Raw genomic sequence first — 15311 nt, forward strand, 5'->3', positions numbered from 1 at the left:
AGGCGAACGTTTCCTGTAGTATGGGACAAATGGGCGCTCCGTACTCCCGCGTTCGCGTCGGCGCCGTCCGATCGGCCGCGCGTCCGTGCGCGAACGAAGCCCGTCGTTCGTCCGCATGCAGCTCGCGGAACGCAGCAAAAACCGCGCCGTTGCCGCCGCCTTTTCGCTCTGGCGAGCGAAAGGCATGCGGCCGCGAACGCGGTCCGGTTCGATCGCGCGCGGCGGTATGCTCACTGCGCGATCTGGTCTTTGATATTTTGCAGAATCTTTTTCTCCAGCCGGCTGACCTGCACTTGCGAGATGCCCAGTCTGCTGGCCACCTCCGATTGCGTCTGGTCCCGGAAATACCGGAGGAACACGATGAGCCGCTCGCGGTCCGACAGCCCTTGGATCGCCTGGGTCAGCGCGAGCTTGTCGAACCACTTTTCCTGCGAGTCGTCCGCGATCTGGTCCATTAGCGTGATCGGATCGCCGTCGTTCTCGAACACCGTCTCGTGAATCGAGGTCGGCGGCTTGTTCGCTTCCTGCGCGAACACGATCTCTTCGGGCGTCGCGCCGACTTCCTCCGCCACTTCGCTGATCGTCGGCTGGCGGCCGAGCCGCTTCGAGAGCTCGTCCTTCACCTTGCGGACGCGGTTGGCCATCTCCTTCAGCGAGCGGCTGACCTTGAGCGTCCCGTCGTCGCGCAGGAATCTCTGAATCTCTCCGATGATCATCGGGACCGCATAGGTCGAGAACTTGACCTCGTACGATAGATCAAATTTGTCGACCGACTTGAGCAAGCCGATGCAGCCGATCTGGAACAAGTCCTCGGCATCGTAGCCGCGATTCGCGAACCGCTGCACCACCGACCAGACCAACCGGATGTTGCTCGAGACGAGCGTATCGCGCGCGGTGCCGTCGCCCGATTGGCTAAGCGCGATCAACCGTTTGACTTCCGCATCGTCAAGATAACCAGGCGGCGATGATCGCTTCCATTCGATTTCCATACCCCCAACCCCTGCCGCGGTTTAGTTGAACAATGCTTTCTTCGATTCGATCCGCTTCTTCATGCGAAGTCGGGTGCCTTCGTTCGGTACGCTCGTCACGTCGAACTCGTCCATGAAGTTCTCCATGATCGTGAAGCCCATGCCGGACCGTTCGAGCTCCGGACGGGAAGTGAACAGCGGCTGGCGGGCCAAGTCGAGGTCTTCGATGCCGCGGCCTTCGTCGCGGATCGAGATCGAGACGGTATCGCCCGCGATCTCCGCCTCGAGATGGACGATGCCGTCCTCCCGATTCTCGTAGCCGTGAATGATGGAGTTGGTGACCGCCTCCGACACGACCGTCTTAATATCGTTTAACTGATCCAAGGTCGGATCGAGTTGCGAGACGAAGGCGGCGACGGCGACCCGCGCGAACCCCTCGTTCTCCGAACGGCTTGCGAATGACAGCTTCATGAAATTGTCGCGGCTCATGATACGACCTCCAGACCGGCTAGCGCCGAACGTTCCGTGTCATAGAAAGAGAGAATCTTGTATAAGCCGGACAATTCGAAGAGTCGCTTCACGCTTGCGTGCGCGTCGCAGACGACCATCTTGCCGCCGCGGCTCTTGACCAGCTTGTACCGCCCAAGGACGACGCCGAGTCCCGAACTGTCCATGAACTGCAACTCTTTGAGGCTGAGCACGACGTGGTCGCAGCGGCCTCTTAGAATCGCGTCTTCCATCTTGAAACGGACGATATCCGCAGTGTGGTGATCCAGTTCTCCTTTCAAGCGTACGACGAGCACGTTGCGGTGCTGCTCCAGTTCCACTTGCAATCCCATGCCGTTTCCCCTCCAGTGCGAGCTCATTTTGTGGTAGAACATTCAATTCTACGAACCCGCTAGCCATTCCTGCCCCCCGACAAAACTAGAAGCTACCCTTCGCAACGCGACAAAATACGGCAAAGAGGCGGCGACGAAAACCCCGTCGTACCGCCTTGCTTCGCCCGATTCAGTCAGCGAGGAACAACTTGCCGGTCGAACGCTTGAACAGCTTCCAGTAGCCCGCGCGGTCCACGTGCGACGGCGCCTCGATCGGGAATTCCGTCAGCATCTCGTTGCCTTTGTAGACCGTCAGCTTGCCGACCCGCTGACCCGCCTTGACCGGCGCCGTCACCTTGGCCTCCAGCTTCAGCTCGTGGCGGATGTTTTTGCCCGCCTCGCCTTTGCGGACGAGCACGCTGTACGGATGCTTGGCCGTGATCGGGAGCTTCTCGGTCGCGCCTTTGGCTACCTTCAGCGTACCGATCGTGTCGCCCGTCTTGTAGATCGAGACGTTCGTGAACTGGGCGAACGCGTAGTCGAACAGCTTCGACACCTCGGCATTGCGCGTCTTCGTGTTCGGCTCGCCCATGACGACCACGATCAGCCGCAGATTGTCGCGGCGCGCCGTCGCCGACAAGCAGAATTTCGCTTCGCTGGTGAATCCGGTCTTTAAGCCGTCCGCGCCTTGGTAGAAGCGCACAAGCTTGTTCGTGTTCACGAGCCAAAACGGCTTCGGCGTGTCCTTGCGCAGATAGTCCTGGTAAACGCCCGTATACTTCGTGATCTCCGGGTGCTTCAGCAGCTCGCGGGACATGGCGGCGATATCGTGCGCGGACGACACGTGCCCCGCCAGCGGCAACCCGTTGCAGTTGGCGAACTTGGTGTCGTTCATGCCGAGCTCCGCCGCGCGCTGGTTCATGAGCTTGACGAATTCCGCCTCGCTGCCGGCCAGCTTCTCCGCCAACGCCACCGAAGCGTCATTGCCGGAAGCCATCGCAACGCCCTTCATCATGTCGTGGACCGTCATCTCTTCGCCCGGTTCGAGGAAGATCTGCGAACCGCCCATCGATGCCGCGTATTCGCTCGTCTGCACCTTATCGTCCAGCTTCAGGCGGCCGTCGTCGATCGCCTCCATGACGAGCAGCATCGTCATGATCTTCGTGATGCTGGCGGGCGGCAGCGCCGAGTGGCTGTTTTTCTCGTAAATGACCGTGCCGCTATCGGCATCGATCAGAATCGCGGAGCGGGCGTTCGCGGCCAGGTCGGTCTGCGGCCCGGCGTTTTTGCCTTTGGCGACCTCCTGCGCCCAAGCGGCCGAAGATGGCAGCATTAGAGCGGTGGCGCAGATCGCCGTCGTCAGTCTACGGACCAAGCGGCTTCGAAAGTGGTTCAAGCTCGGGTTCCCTCCTGCTGGCCTGTACGAGGCCTGATGTCTCATCTTTGCTACAGTCTGCCCCTCGTCGCAGGAAAATATTCCAAGCCTTTCCGCGGAGAACGAGCGATTCAGTAACGACAAATATGCATCTTTACAGACTGTCCTCTGTGCGTTTGTGCGTGGAAGCCTTGATTAACACTCCTGAACCTTCGCCCCACCGTGCAAAGCGGATTTTCCGCCTTTATCCGCTCCTGTGTACCTTCGTCAGCCGAATAGAGCGGATTTTCCGCCTTAATCCGCTCCTGTGTACCTCCGCCAGCCGAATAGAGCGGATTTTCCGCCTTAATCCGCTCCTGTGTACCTCCGCCAGCCGAATAGAGCGGATTTTCCGCCTTAATCCGCTCCTGTGCACCTTCGCCAGTCGAATAGAGCGGATTTTCCGCCTTAATCCGCTCCTGTGCACCTTCGCCAGCCGAATAGAGCGGATTTTCCGACTTAATCCGCTCCTGTGCACCTTCGCCAGCCGAATAGAGCGGATTTTCCGCCTTATCCGTTCCTGCATTTTGTATTTCCGGCTAACCCCGCTTTTTCGCACGCCTGATTTCATAGCATCCTTACTTGGATCGATGAAGCAGCTCAACAGCCTTTTCTGTAATGCGATAGGTATGACGCCGAGCCGCTCCTCCCCCGCGCGGTTCGATTAAATCCTTCGACTCCAATGACCGCAGGATGCCCCGACATGCCTCGTTCCGAAGTTGCAGCCACATCGCCACATCCGCTATCCGAAATAAACCTTGGTGAAACAACCCCATCCTCAACACCTCCCGCTCATAAACGGGCAACTGCAGCAGGCCCGCATCATGATGTTGACCCACCCGACCGATGAGCTCGTACAGGTTCCGCTGGCAAAAATCCATCTTTTTATCGAGCTCGTCCCTGCTGTACGGAAAGTAAACGTACCCCAGCGTAGCGACCGAGCGTGCCCGCGCCCGTTCGAACGCGTATCGATCTCTCGTAATCTTCTCTGCATGGGTGACGTAATGCTCCTCCTCGAAAACGGTTCGCAGCTTAGGATGATAAACGTCTCCGTAGATCTTCACGCCGGACAGACTCACCATCTCATGCTCCAATATCAAACCGTCGAACGAGCCGAATACAGTCAGCAGCACCGTTTCCAACATCTTTTTCGTGCCCGTCAAGTCCCGCTGCAGCATCTCCTGCCGTTGCCCTTTGGCCAAACGGACCTGCTCCTTCCAGAACGCTTCAAATCGCTTCTCGAACAATTCGTCGCCCTCCCCTGCCAAAATAAAAACGCCGCCGGCTCCGAGATTCGGAGCTAGCGGCGTGTGCTTCACGCGCAAGTTCATTTGATCTTAGTTTGTATTATATGCGGTTCTAGGTACTGGGCGGAAGAAGTCATTTTCAGCGTTTATCTGCATTCGGCGATATTCCATTCCGGTCCCAATCGCCGAAGCTTCGGCACATGTAAAATACCAGCCGAGAACGGAGTAGGTCATTCCGGTGGAAGCTCTTACTCCTGGACCGCTACTGTCCGCCCTGTCGCCTACCCCACGATCCCTTGCAGAAGCGGCTGGACGTCCGGACGCGATGGCGAGAACCGGTAGGCGGCGGCGACCGACGCGGCGGCTTGCTTGGCTTTGTCGTCGTCCGCCCGGGCGTGCAGGACGGCCAAAGTGTCGCCCGCTTCGACCGCGTCGCCCAACTTCGCGACCAGCTCGAGGCCGACGGCGTGATCGATCGCGTCGTCCTTCTCCGCCCGGCCGGCGCCGAGGATCATCGCGGCGAGCCCGATCTGCTCCGCGTCGATGCCCGCGACATAGCCGGCGCCGGCCGCCTTCACCGCGACGCGAGCCTCCGCCTGCGGCAGCAGCGACAGATCGTTCGCCACCGCGGCGTCGCCGCCTTGCGCGGCGAGCAGGTCGGCGAACTTGCGCAGCGCGGCGCCGGAAGCGATCGCTTCCTCCAATTGCGTCCGCGCAGCCGTAGCGTCCGCCGCGCGTCCGCCCAGCACGAGCATGTGGGAGGCCAGCACGAGGCAAAGCTCGCGCAGATCATCCGGCCCTTCTCCGCGCAGCACCTCGATCGCCTCGCGCACTTCAAGCGCGTTGCCGACGGTCCGGCCGAGCGGCTGATCCATGTCGCTGATCACCGCGACCGTCCGTCTCCCGACCTGCGCGCCGATGGCGACCATCGCCTCGGCCAGCGTCCGCGCATCGTCCGCCGTCTTCATGAAGGCGCCGCTGCCGAACTTGACGTCCAACAAGATGGCGTCCGCGCCCGCCGCGATCTTTTTGCTCATGACCGAGCTCGCGATCAGCGGCACCGATTCGACCGTCCCGGTCACGTCGCGGAGCGCGTACAGCTTCTTGTCCGCTGGCGCGATATTCCCGCTCTGTCCGATGACCGCCACGCCGATCTCGTTCACCTGGCGGAAAAAGTCCTCGCGGCTCAGCTCCGTATGGAACCCCGCGATCGACTCGAGCTTGTCCACCGTGCCGCCGGTGTGGCCGAGTCCCCGCCCGCTCATCTTGGCGACGGGAACGCCACAGGCCGCCACGAGCGGCGCGACGATAAGCGTCGTCTTGTCGCCGACGCCGCCGGTGCTGTGCTTGTCGACCTTCGTACCTGCGATCGCGGACAGATCGACCGTATCGCCGGACTCGGCCATCGCCAGCGTCAACGCGGCCGTCTCGCGAGCGGACATGCCGACGAAGCAGACCGCCATCGCCCAAGCCGCCATCTGATAATCGGGAACGGTTCCGTTCACAAGACCTTCGATAATGAAGCGGATCTCCCGTTCTTCCAGCTCGCCGCCATGACGTTTCTTGCGGATCAAATCAACCATGCGCATAGGTGCTGCCTCCCGATTTTTCCGTTCTATGCTTTAATCGTTATGAAGTTCAATCGTTCAAATTGGGGAGTTCGGCCGAAAGTGCCACACCGATAGATGGGAATCCCGACCCATTGGCGGCAGCATCCGTAGCTCCGCCTTGCCTCCGCCCTACAGCTTCGGCAGCAGCGCCGACACGAGCTGCAGGAACTGCTGCTTCACGCGCTCCGTCGTCTCCATTACTTCTTCGTGGGACAACGGCTGGTCGAGGATGCCCGCGGCCATGTTGCTGATGCACGAGATGCCGAGTACCTCAAGGCCGGCGTGACGCGCCACCAGCACCTCGGATACGGTCGACATGCCGACCGCGTCCGCGCCCAACACCCGGAGCATCCGGATCTCGGCCGGCGTCTCGTAGTTCGGACCTAGCAGGCCGACGTAGACGCCTTCGCGGACCGGAATGCCGAGCTCGGCCGCCGTCTCCTTGGCGATTCCCCGGAGGCGGCGCGTATACGCGTCGGACATGTCCGGGAACCGGACGCCCAGCGCGTTGTCGTTCGGCCCGGCGAGCGGGTTGCGGCCCGTCAGGTTGATATGGTCCGAGATGATCATCAGATCTCCCGGCCCGTATTCGAGATTGACGCCGCCCGCCGCATTGGTGACGAACAGCGTCCTGATACCGAGCGCCTTCATGACGCGAACAGGCAAGGCGGTCCGCTCCGGCTCGTAGCCTTCGTACATGTGGAACCGTCCCCGCATGAGCGCGACGTCGCGGCCTTGGAGACGGCCCAGCACGAGCTCCCCGGCATGTCCTTCGACCGTCGAGACCGGGAAATGCGGAATGTCCCCATAGGGGATCGTTACGGCGTTCTCCAAGTCGTCTCCGAGCACCCCGAGGCCGGATCCGAGGATGAGCCCGACCTCCGGCCGGGTCTCGCTTTTGCTGGCAATATAGTCGGCCGCTTCTTCGATTACGGATTTGGATGGGTAGATCATCGAATTCCTCTCCCTTGTCCTATTTCAATAAGTTTGTCATCGATGTCCCGTTCGCGGGCATCGCCGCTTGGAGACGGTCCGCGATCGTCGCGGCCAGGTCCGCAAAAGTCGAACGTACGCCAAGATCTCCGGGCGTCTGCAATCCCGGACCGGCGACGAGGATCGGCACGTACTCCCGCGTATGATCGGTGCCTGCATGTACCGGATCGTTGCCGTGGTCCGCCGTGACGATCAAGAGGTCGTCCGGCCCCAGCTTGTCCAGCAGCGCGGGCACGGCTCGGTCGAATTCCTCCAGCGCTCGCGCATACCCTTCGGGATCGCGGCGGTGGCCGTATAGCGAGTCGAAGTCGACCAGATTCGTGAACAGGAGCCCTTCGAAGTCCCGATCCATCTCCCGCAGCGTCGCCGCGATCCCGTCCGCATTGCTTTTCGTCGGGATCGCCTTGGTAATGCCCTCTCCGCTGAAAATATCGTTGATCTTGCCGACCGCCACCACCTCGCGCCCCGCGCGCTTCAGCGCGTTCAAGACGGTCGGCTGCGGCGGCTTCACGGCATAGTCGTGCCGGTTCGGCGTGCGGACGAACGCGCCCGGCTTCCCGACGTAAGGACGCGCGATGACGCGTCCGACGGAGAAGGCGTCCTGGAGCGTCAGGCGACGCGCGATCCGGCAAGCTTGATACAGCTCTTCAAGCGGAATGACGTCCTCGTGCGCCGCAATCTGGAACACGCTATCGGCGGACGTGTATACGATCCAAGCGCCGCTTCGCATCTGCTCCTCGGCCAGTTCGTCCAGGATCTCCGTCCCGGAAGCCGCCTTGTTGCCGATGACGGAGCGGCCCGTCTCGGCTTCGAACGCCGCGAGCAGCGCATCCGGGAAGCCGTCCGGGAACGTGCGGAATGGCGTGTCGATCTTCAAGCCCATGAGCTCCCAATGCCCGGTCATCGTATCCTTGCCCACGGAGACTTCCGCCATCTTGCCGTAATAAGCGCCTGGCGACGCTTCGGGCTGCCAGCCGCCGATGGGCGCAATGTTGGCCAGGCCGAGCTTGCGCAGATGCGGCAGCGATACGTCCGGCACGCGGGATACGATATGGCCGAGCGTATGCGCGCCTGCGTCTCCATACGCCGCGGCGTCGGGCAGTTCCCCGATGCCTACGCTATCCAGTACAATGGCGATTACTTTGCCTAACGACATGTACGGTCCTCCTCGATTAACGATCTTCATCCGGCGCCTTCCGGCGGGAACGCGGGTGCGCTTGCTCGTAGACGTCCTTCAGCCGACTTTTGGCCGCCGTCCGATAGACCAGGGTGGCGGATAGATCCGCGTGGCCCATCATCTCCTGGACCGCGCGCAGATCCGCGCCGCCTTCCAGGAGGTGAACGGCAAACGAGTGACGCAACGTATGCGGCGTCACGTCCGCGTCCGCGCCCGCCGCCACCGCATGCTTCTTGATCAGCTTCCAAAAACCCTGCCTCGTCATCCGATTGCCGTGTTGGTTCACGAACAGGGCATCCGTGTCAGGCTTGTCCGCGGTCAGCGCCGGACGCGCCTCTTCCGTATATTTTACCATCCAATCGCAGCATAGGGTACCGATCGGAATCATCCGCTCCTTGCCGCCGGTTCCGCGGCAGGCGATGATCCCGAGCTGCGTCCGGACATCCGTCCGGTCGAGCGAGACGAGCTCGCTCACGCGCATGCCCGTCGCGTAGAGCACTTCCAGCATCGTCCGATCCCGGACGCCCGCCGGCGTTCGGGTATCGGGCGCTTCGAGCAACCGCTCGACGCCCGCGATCGTCAGCGCGCGGGGCGTCGTCCGCTCGAGCTTAGGGGCCTCAAGCTGCAGCGCGGGATTGATCGCCAGTCCCTCGTGGACCTGGAGGTACCGGAACCACGCGCGGATCGACACGATGCGCCGGGAGATCGTCGCCGGCGACCGGTTCATTCTTCGCAGCTGCTGAACGTAGCTGCTGAGATGGTACGGACGGACTTGCTCCGGCTGCGCGATCCCCTGGCCCGCCAGCGTCCGCGCCAAATCCTCCAGATCCCGCCGGTAGCCGTCGAGCGTATGGGGCGAGAGCCGTTTGGCCTCCATGAGATGGTCTGCGAATTGCGCGATCTCTTCTTTCATGAATCAAGATCCCTTCAGCTTATCTAGCTTGCCTACCCGTTAGGAATTCCACGCGCGAAGACCCGATTCCTCCCGAGACGCTTATTCCCCTAGCCAATAAAAGAGCTTCAGCCGGTCTCCGGGCGTGACTGTGCCGCTCTCCGCGTCTCCCGCCTGGAACACTTTGGTCGCGCGTCCTTCCGGTACTTTATAAGGATCGATCGGCGTCATGATCGTCTGCATCCATCCGTACAAATGATGCACCAGCACCGTCAGCACGATAAAAAGGAGCGTAAACTGCAGACGCTCCCACCATTTCTGGAGAGGTTCGTTCACCTGGCTCCGCCTCCTCCGGTCTTGTCCTTATTACAACCGTATGTAAACGCGAGAAGGTTCATGCCATGCGCGCCGGGACGCCCGGCCCGCATTGGCGACCACCCCTCGTCCTGCGCGCGTCCATGCGTTTCCCGGAGAGCGACGACTCGTCATTCCGGCGCGCCTCACGGACAAAAAGTAGGGAATTCGAGCTTAACGGCAGCAGGTCGCTCCGTCGCCTTGTCACCTTAGGCGTCATTAAGGCCGCCTCGGAACGGCGCTTCCCGCACCCCCGCTCCCTCCGCAAACGCAGCAAAGCCAACCGCCTCCGCACGCGGACGGAGACGGTTGGCTTGCGGTGCGGTCGCCGAAGATTAGAGCAGCGCTTCGATCCGGGAAGCCATGGACGCGGGATCGACGGTCGATTCGAAGCGGTCGACGACCCGGCCTTCGCGGTCGACGAGGAACTTGGTGAAGTTCCATTTGATTCCGTTGCCCACATAGTACTCGGGCAGCTTCTCCTGCAGGAACGACTGCATCTTTGCGCCGCCCGGCGTCGCGGTGTCGAAGCCTTCGAACGGCGCTTCCTCGGTCAGATATTGGAACAGCGGCGCCGCTTCCGGTCCGCGGACGAGCGTCTTCTCGAACAAAGGGAACGTAACGCCGTAGTTGATCTTGCAGAATTCCTCCACTTCGGCCTCGCTGCCCGGCTCCTGGCCGCCGAACTGATCGCACGGGAAGCCAAGGATTTCCAGGCCTTGATCCCGGTACTGCTGGTACAGCGCTTCGAGGCCTTCGTATTGCGGCGTGAAGCCGCACTTGCTGGCGGTGTTCACGATAACGAGCGCTTTGCCTTCATAGGCGGACAAGCCAACGGTTTCGCCCTTGATCGTGCGGGCGGAATATTCATATACGGACATAGGTTTACTCCTCCTTGGGATGCTTTTATTTCAATCCGGCGTCGTTTCTGCAACGGCCGCGACCGGGTGGATGGCGCGCATAAGCTCCGTCATCTGAACCCGAACCTTCATAAGCTCGCTCGCGGGCATGCCCGCTTGACAGAACACTTTCTCGGGCACGTCATAGGCGCGTTCCTTCAGCGCCCGGCCCGCGTCCGTCAACTCGATCAGCAGTTGACGCTCGTCGCTGCGGTCGCGGATCCGGGAGACGAAGCCTTGCGTCTCCAGCTTCTTCAGCAGCGGCGTCAACGTCCCGGAATCGAGATAGAGCCGCTCGCCGAGCTCCTTCACAGATACGCGGTCCCGTTCCCAGAGCGCGAGCATCGTAATGTACTGGGTATAGGTCAGACCGAGTTCCTTCAGCACGGGATGGTACAGCTTCGTGATCTCCTTCGCGCAGGCATAGATCGCGAAGCAGGTCTGATTCTCCAGCTTGAGCGATTCGTCTCTCTCCATCGATCAGCCTCCTTTCGGCCGAGCCGTAATCAAATTGCACGCAATTGAATCAAATGCAATTCTAATAGACGCCGACGCCGATGTCAACCGCTTGACGCCTTCAATTGAATTGCATACAATTAAATTGCGATCAATCACGCGAGGAGGAGATCCGGATGTCGATCTATGAGATGGAAGTCACCACGAATCGCGGAGAACGCCGCCAGCTGTCCGAATATAAAGGCAAAGTGCTGCTTGTCGTCAACACGGCGACGAAGTGCGGCTTCGCGCCGCAATTCAAGGGGCTGCAGCGCCTATACGAGACCTACGGCGACCAAGGCTTCGTCGTCCTAGGGTTCCCTAGCAATCAATTCGCCAACCAGGAGCCCGGCGACGACGCGCAGATCGCCGAAGCTTGCGAGCTGAACCACGGCGTCTCCTTCCCCCTGCATGCGAAGATCGACGTGAAGGGACCCGATGCGGACCCGCTCTTCGTCTATTTAACGCGCGAAGCGCCGGGCTTCCTCGGCTCGCGGAACATCAAGTGGAACTTCACCAAGTTCCTGATCGACCGCCGGGGCCGGGTCGTCAAGCGCTTCGCGCCTACCGTGACCCCGGAGAAGATCGAGAGCCGCGTGCGCGCCTTGCTCTAATAGACGGGAAGCCGTTCCTCCGCCCGTCCTTGCAAAGGGCCATATAGAGATGCACGCCGTCATAGGACGGCCGTTGGACGCCGGTGCGTCGGGCACGGTTGCCGACCGGCCGGGCGCAACGAGCCATCGGGAAAGCTCCATTCGCCCGGCCGCTACGCATGACAGAAGGATGCCATTCCTGCGCGGTATCGCGCGGGAATGGCATCCTTCGTCTTGTCATTTATGTGACGGAGGAGGACGCAGTCGGATCCGATGCGTTGGCTGCCTCCGCTTTGGCTTTGCACTTGGCGCAAATGCCTTGGAAGTCGAGTCGGTGATCGAGTACCGTGAAGCCGTACTCGCGCTCGAGGCGCTCCTCCAGCGGCGTCAGCCAGTCCTCCATAATCTCGGACATGGTGCCGCACTGGACGCAGATCAAATGGTGATGGTGATGCTTGTTCGTATCCGTACGCAAGTCGTAACGGGCTACCCCATCGCCGAAGTTCAATTTCTCGACGATATGCATCTCGCTCAGCAGCTCCAAGGTGCGGTACACGGTCGCAAGCCCGATCTCGGGCGCGATGTCCTTCACGAGCATGAAGACGTCTTCCGCGCTCAGATGGTCCTCCTCGTTCTCTAGAAGCACTCGGACCGTCGCTTCGCGCTGCGGGGTCAGCTTGTAGCCCTGGGACTGCAGTTGCTGTTTCACTTTTTCAATGCGGGCTTCCATAGTCTCCCCCCTCCGGCCGAACGGCGCACTTGATTTCATTATAGGGGGAGGCCCTTTAAGAAGTCAAACCCTCTCGTCGAAGCTTGCTAGAATCTAGCAAATATCGCGGACCATTCCGCCTGCGCGGCGATGCCCGACACCCGCTCCAACAGCAAAGGAGACACATAAGCTTCGAATAATGCGGCGCAGGACACGAGCGCCAGCATCATGGCCGCGACGGCCGTGTGCGCGACGAAGGGGGGCATCAGCTGCCCTTTCTTGCGGAACAGCCGCTCCCGGGCGACGAACGAAGCGAATCGCGCGGCGGAGACGCTGGCCATCACGAACGCCGGGACGACGAGCAGATTTTGCGGCGCCACGGCCGCAAGCGCGACCAGCACGCCTTTCCAAGCCAAATGCCGCACGATCAGACCGACCGCGAACCCGAGGAGCACGCCCTTCAGGAAATCGAGCACAAGGACGACCGGCAGGCCGATCACCGACAATCCCAGCAGCCAGATGAGCGCCAGCCACTTGGCGTACAGCAGGAAGCTGTCCCGGAACGCTTCGCCCGCATGGAGCTTGTCCGGCTGGCCGGCGCTCGTCAGATAGCGGCCCAGCTCGCCTGCCAAATCTTGCTGCTGTTCCAGCGTTAGGGCGTTCACCAACAGCGCGCCGAAGACGGCGCCGACGACCACGAGAACCCCGACGAAGACGTACAGATTGAGATTGTCGCGGGCCCCCAGGTTCCATGGGCGAATGTTCACGGCGTTCCCTCCTTGTCCCCTTTGCGCAACCATACGCTCGCGAATCCGAACCGATTCGTCTACGGCAGAAACGCGTTCCGCCCTTTTTCGGAAGGAACGAAACCCGTTTGGTCATACGGAATATTCAAGCTTCACGCCTATCCATTCCTGTATGTCCGCCGATAAAAACGGATTGACCGCTTCCGAGAAGACGGCAAAGCCGTTTTTACTTGCCTATGTGTATGCGGGACAAGACCCGTTTATTCGCCTGCGGCCCCCGCAGCACGCGCCCGAAGCCCGCATTCGCCCGTCTCTATTCGCCGATCCGACCGTAAGCGCCGCCGCTCCCCGCCGTCATCCGCAGCCGTCCCTCCCGGGCGGCGACGATCGCGTCCGCCAGCTTCTCCCCGGCCGCCTCCGCCAGCCGCTCCCGTTCCGCGAGATGGAGGATCTCCATCTCGGTCCCGATCTCCGACAGCAGGCGCGCGCGCATCTTGGGCCCTACGCCCGGGAAAAAGGACAGCGGCACCTGATGCCGGTAAACCGGCCGATGCGGCGGCCAGCAAGGCTCCGCCCGGTCCGCCAGCTGCTCGACGCGCCCGGCCACGCCGCGGACGAGACGGGCGCTCCCGCAGCCCGGACAGGCTTCCGCGTCTTGGCCGTCCGGCAGCGCGCGCCGGCAAGCCGTGCAGTAGGTGGTATGGTACTTCCCCAGCTTCGGATGCAAGCCGAGGTTGGCCGTCACCCGCCGCCCTTCCGCGCCCCGCAGCGCCATCGACAGCTCGTCGAAGGAAGGCTCCGCGAGCAGCAGCTCGTTGCATTCGCGGCCGATCATGCCGGTCGAATGGGCGTCGGAGTTCGTCAGGAAGGCGAACCGGTCGAGCTCGGACAGCCGTCCGGCCATGGCGCTGTCCGCGCTCAGCCCCAGCTCGATCGACGCTATGCCGTCCAGCTCCAGCCGGTCGGCGAGGCGGTCGGCCGAACAGCCGAGCAGCCCGCGATGCGGCGTGAAGACGTGAGCCGGCACCAGCAGGCCGCCCCGCGCAAGCAGTTCGTCCTGCAGCTCGCGGGCCGTTGCCGAGATCCGCTGCGAGCTGAGATTGACGTTCTTCATGCGCGGACGCATCCAGGCGGTCCATTCCCGCATCGCCGCCAGGGTGGGCAGATAGGCAAGCAGATGAAAGGGCCCGCCTCCCGGCTCCCGAACCTCGATCTCGCTGCCGGGCAGGATGACGGTGCGCCGATAGCGGATCCCTCCGCCCGGCGCTTCCGACATCTCGCCTGCATCGAGCAGCCGGTCGATGTCGGCTTGAACGGCGGGCGAGTGACAGTCGATGACGCCGACCAAGGCGATGCCCTTGCGCGCCGAAGCCTCTTCCGCGATCGCCTGGAAGGTCAGTTGGCGGCTGGCGCTGATCTTCACCGGATCGCCCGCGCCGCTGCTGCCGATATGCACGTGCAGATCGGCAAAGAAGGGCCGCAGCCCCGGTTCCGGCATCTTAGAGCTCACCCGACTGCCGGTATGCCCGCCAAAGATGGACCGCCAGCAGCGTCTTGGCGTCATAGATCCGCCCTTCGCGGATATAGGCGTCCGCCTGCTCCGGCGTGATCGCCTCGCAGGTAAGGAACTCTTCTTCGTCCAAGTGGACTTCGCCCTTCTCCAGGTCGTCGGCGAAGTACAGATGGATCAGCTCTTCCGCGAAGCCCGGCGAGGTGGAGAACGTCTGCAAGTGGCGGATGCTGCGGGCGCGATACCCGGTCTCCTCCTCCAGCTCGCGAACGGCCGCCTGCTCCGGCGCTTCCCCGGGGTCGAGCTTGCCGGCCGGAATCTCGACCTGCACGCGCTCCAGCGCTTTGCGGAACTGCTCGACGACGAGCATCTTGCCGCCTACGAGCGCCAGCACCGCCACCGCGCCGGGATGGCGCACGATCTCGCGCGTGGCCGTCTCCCCGTTCGGCAGTCTCACCGTATCGACTTGCAGCGCGATCATTCGGCCTTCGAAGATGGGCTTCGTCTCGATCGTCGTCTCGTAAAAGGGATGGTTTTTGGATTGAACATCGTGCATGCGCGTTTCCTCCCGTCATGTTCTTGCCTTGAACCGCATAGGTACAAGATATAGGCTTGTCCGCTCGAATGCAAGCGACTCGCCCGACGAGGCGGAGGAGGAATGACGATGTTGAAGCGATATGCGGCCGACAGCCGGATCCAATGGGTCGGCAAAGCCTGGGAGATCAAGCAGGCGCTGCGCCAAGAGCGCCGGCGGGCAGGGGGAGACGCCCTTCTGGCCGACCTGCTTCCGAAGAGCCGCCAGGATGCGGCGCTTCAACGCGCCCGGCCCAATCCTTAACAAGCCGCGGTCGAAAACGCCGTCGGTGCAGGATGTCGTCCGTATCCG

18 protein-coding genes are annotated in these 15311 nt (G+C 61.9%); 2 read left to right on the plus strand and 16 right to left on the minus strand.

Annotated elements, in window-relative coordinates; all coding sequences use genetic code 11:
• Nucleotides 1-230: 230 nt before the first annotated feature.
• The 12 genes from sigF to H7C19_RS26380 form a co-directional block, all read right to left on the minus strand.
• Entirely contained in the window at nucleotides 231-989 is a 759-nt protein-coding gene (gene sigF, locus H7C19_RS26325) for an RNA polymerase sporulation sigma factor SigF (RefSeq protein ID WP_185672057.1), read from the minus strand.
• A 21-nt stretch (nucleotides 990-1010) separates the two neighbouring features.
• Nucleotides 1011-1457 (minus strand): anti-sigma F factor, encoded by a 447-nt coding sequence (spoIIAB, locus tag H7C19_RS26330; protein WP_185672058.1) that lies wholly within the window; start codon nucleotides 1455-1457, stop codon nucleotides 1011-1013.
• Nucleotides 1454-1807 carry an anti-sigma F factor antagonist gene (gene spoIIAA / locus H7C19_RS26335; RefSeq protein ID WP_185672059.1) on the minus strand — a complete coding sequence of 118 codons (354 nt, stop codon included), beginning with the start codon at nucleotides 1805-1807 and terminating at the stop codon, nucleotides 1454-1456. Before spoIIAA ends, spoIIAB begins: the two co-directional genes overlap by 4 nt.
• A 169-nt stretch (nucleotides 1808-1976) precedes the next feature.
• Nucleotides 1977-3119 carry a D-alanyl-D-alanine carboxypeptidase family protein gene (locus H7C19_RS26340; protein WP_185672098.1) on the minus strand — a complete coding sequence of 381 codons (1143 nt, stop codon included), beginning with the start codon at nucleotides 3117-3119 and terminating at the stop codon, nucleotides 1977-1979.
• 659 nt (nucleotides 3120-3778) lie between these two features.
• Nucleotides 3779-4525, minus strand: coding sequence for a hypothetical protein (locus H7C19_RS26345; RefSeq protein WP_221469484.1), 747 nt, complete (start codon nucleotides 4523-4525; stop codon nucleotides 3779-3781).
• A 203-nt stretch (nucleotides 4526-4728) separates the two neighbouring features.
• Nucleotides 4729-6036, minus strand: a complete 1308-nt coding sequence (locus H7C19_RS26350; protein ID WP_185672061.1) for a pyrimidine-nucleoside phosphorylase — start codon at nucleotides 6034-6036, stop codon at nucleotides 4729-4731.
• 150 nt (nucleotides 6037-6186) lie between these two features.
• The gene (locus H7C19_RS26355) at nucleotides 6187-7011 is read right to left on the minus strand and encodes a purine-nucleoside phosphorylase (RefSeq protein ID WP_185672062.1); all 825 of its coding nucleotides are present in this window, start codon (nucleotides 7009-7011) and stop codon (nucleotides 6187-6189) included.
• A 19-nt stretch (nucleotides 7012-7030) separates the two neighbouring features.
• Complete coding sequence (locus H7C19_RS26360; RefSeq protein ID WP_185672063.1) at nucleotides 7031-8206, minus strand: phosphopentomutase; 1176 nt, start codon at nucleotides 8204-8206, stop codon at nucleotides 7031-7033.
• A 16-nt stretch (nucleotides 8207-8222) separates the two neighbouring features.
• The gene (gene xerD, locus H7C19_RS26365) at nucleotides 8223-9140 is read right to left on the minus strand and encodes a site-specific tyrosine recombinase XerD (RefSeq protein WP_185672064.1); all 918 of its coding nucleotides are present in this window, start codon (nucleotides 9138-9140) and stop codon (nucleotides 8223-8225) included.
• Nucleotides 9141-9221: 81 nt separating this feature from the next.
• On the minus strand, nucleotides 9222-9455 hold the full coding sequence (locus H7C19_RS26370; protein WP_185672065.1) for a DUF4227 family protein: 234 nt from the start codon (nucleotides 9453-9455) through the stop codon (nucleotides 9222-9224).
• A gap of 353 nt (nucleotides 9456-9808) precedes the next feature.
• Nucleotides 9809-10354 (minus strand): glutathione peroxidase, encoded by a 546-nt coding sequence (locus tag H7C19_RS26375; protein WP_185672066.1) that lies wholly within the window; start codon nucleotides 10352-10354, stop codon nucleotides 9809-9811.
• Nucleotides 10355-10384: 30 nt separating this feature from the next.
• Nucleotides 10385-10849: a MarR family winged helix-turn-helix transcriptional regulator gene (locus tag H7C19_RS26380; protein WP_185672067.1), complete on the minus strand. Its 465-nt coding sequence runs from the start codon at nucleotides 10847-10849 to the stop codon at nucleotides 10385-10387.
• A 155-nt stretch (nucleotides 10850-11004) separates the two neighbouring features.
• Between H7C19_RS26380 and H7C19_RS26385 the strand changes: the two genes are divergently transcribed.
• Nucleotides 11005-11481, plus strand: a complete 477-nt coding sequence (locus tag H7C19_RS26385; protein WP_185672068.1) for a glutathione peroxidase — start codon at nucleotides 11005-11007, stop codon at nucleotides 11479-11481.
• 220 nt (nucleotides 11482-11701) lie between these two features.
• Here the strand turns inward: H7C19_RS26385 and fur are convergent, their stop codons facing one another.
• The 4 genes from fur to H7C19_RS26405 form a co-directional block, all read right to left on the minus strand.
• Nucleotides 11702-12190, minus strand: coding sequence for a ferric iron uptake transcriptional regulator (fur, locus tag H7C19_RS26390; RefSeq protein WP_185672069.1), 489 nt, complete (start codon nucleotides 12188-12190; stop codon nucleotides 11702-11704).
• A gap of 86 nt (nucleotides 12191-12276) precedes the next feature.
• Nucleotides 12277-12936 (minus strand): stage II sporulation protein M, encoded by a 660-nt coding sequence (gene spoIIM / locus H7C19_RS26395; RefSeq protein WP_313732006.1) that lies wholly within the window; start codon nucleotides 12934-12936, stop codon nucleotides 12277-12279.
• Nucleotides 12937-13228: 292 nt separating this feature from the next.
• On the minus strand, nucleotides 13229-14413 hold the full coding sequence (locus tag H7C19_RS26400; RefSeq protein WP_185672071.1) for an endonuclease Q family protein: 1185 nt from the start codon (nucleotides 14411-14413) through the stop codon (nucleotides 13229-13231).
• A 1-nt stretch (nucleotide 14414) separates the two neighbouring features.
• Complete coding sequence (locus H7C19_RS26405; protein WP_185672072.1) at nucleotides 14415-14981, minus strand: NUDIX domain-containing protein; 567 nt, start codon at nucleotides 14979-14981, stop codon at nucleotides 14415-14417.
• A gap of 108 nt (nucleotides 14982-15089) precedes the next feature.
• On the opposite strand from H7C19_RS26405, the gene mciZ reads away from it, so the two are divergent.
• Nucleotides 15090-15263 (plus strand): Z-ring formation inhibitor MciZ, encoded by a 174-nt coding sequence (gene mciZ, locus H7C19_RS26410; RefSeq protein WP_185672073.1) that lies wholly within the window; start codon nucleotides 15090-15092, stop codon nucleotides 15261-15263.
• Nucleotides 15264-15311 lie beyond the last annotated feature (48 nt).

It is taken from the genome of Cohnella nanjingensis, assembly GCF_014212125.1.
GTDB lineage: Bacteria > Bacillota > Bacilli > Paenibacillales > Paenibacillaceae > Cohnella > Cohnella nanjingensis.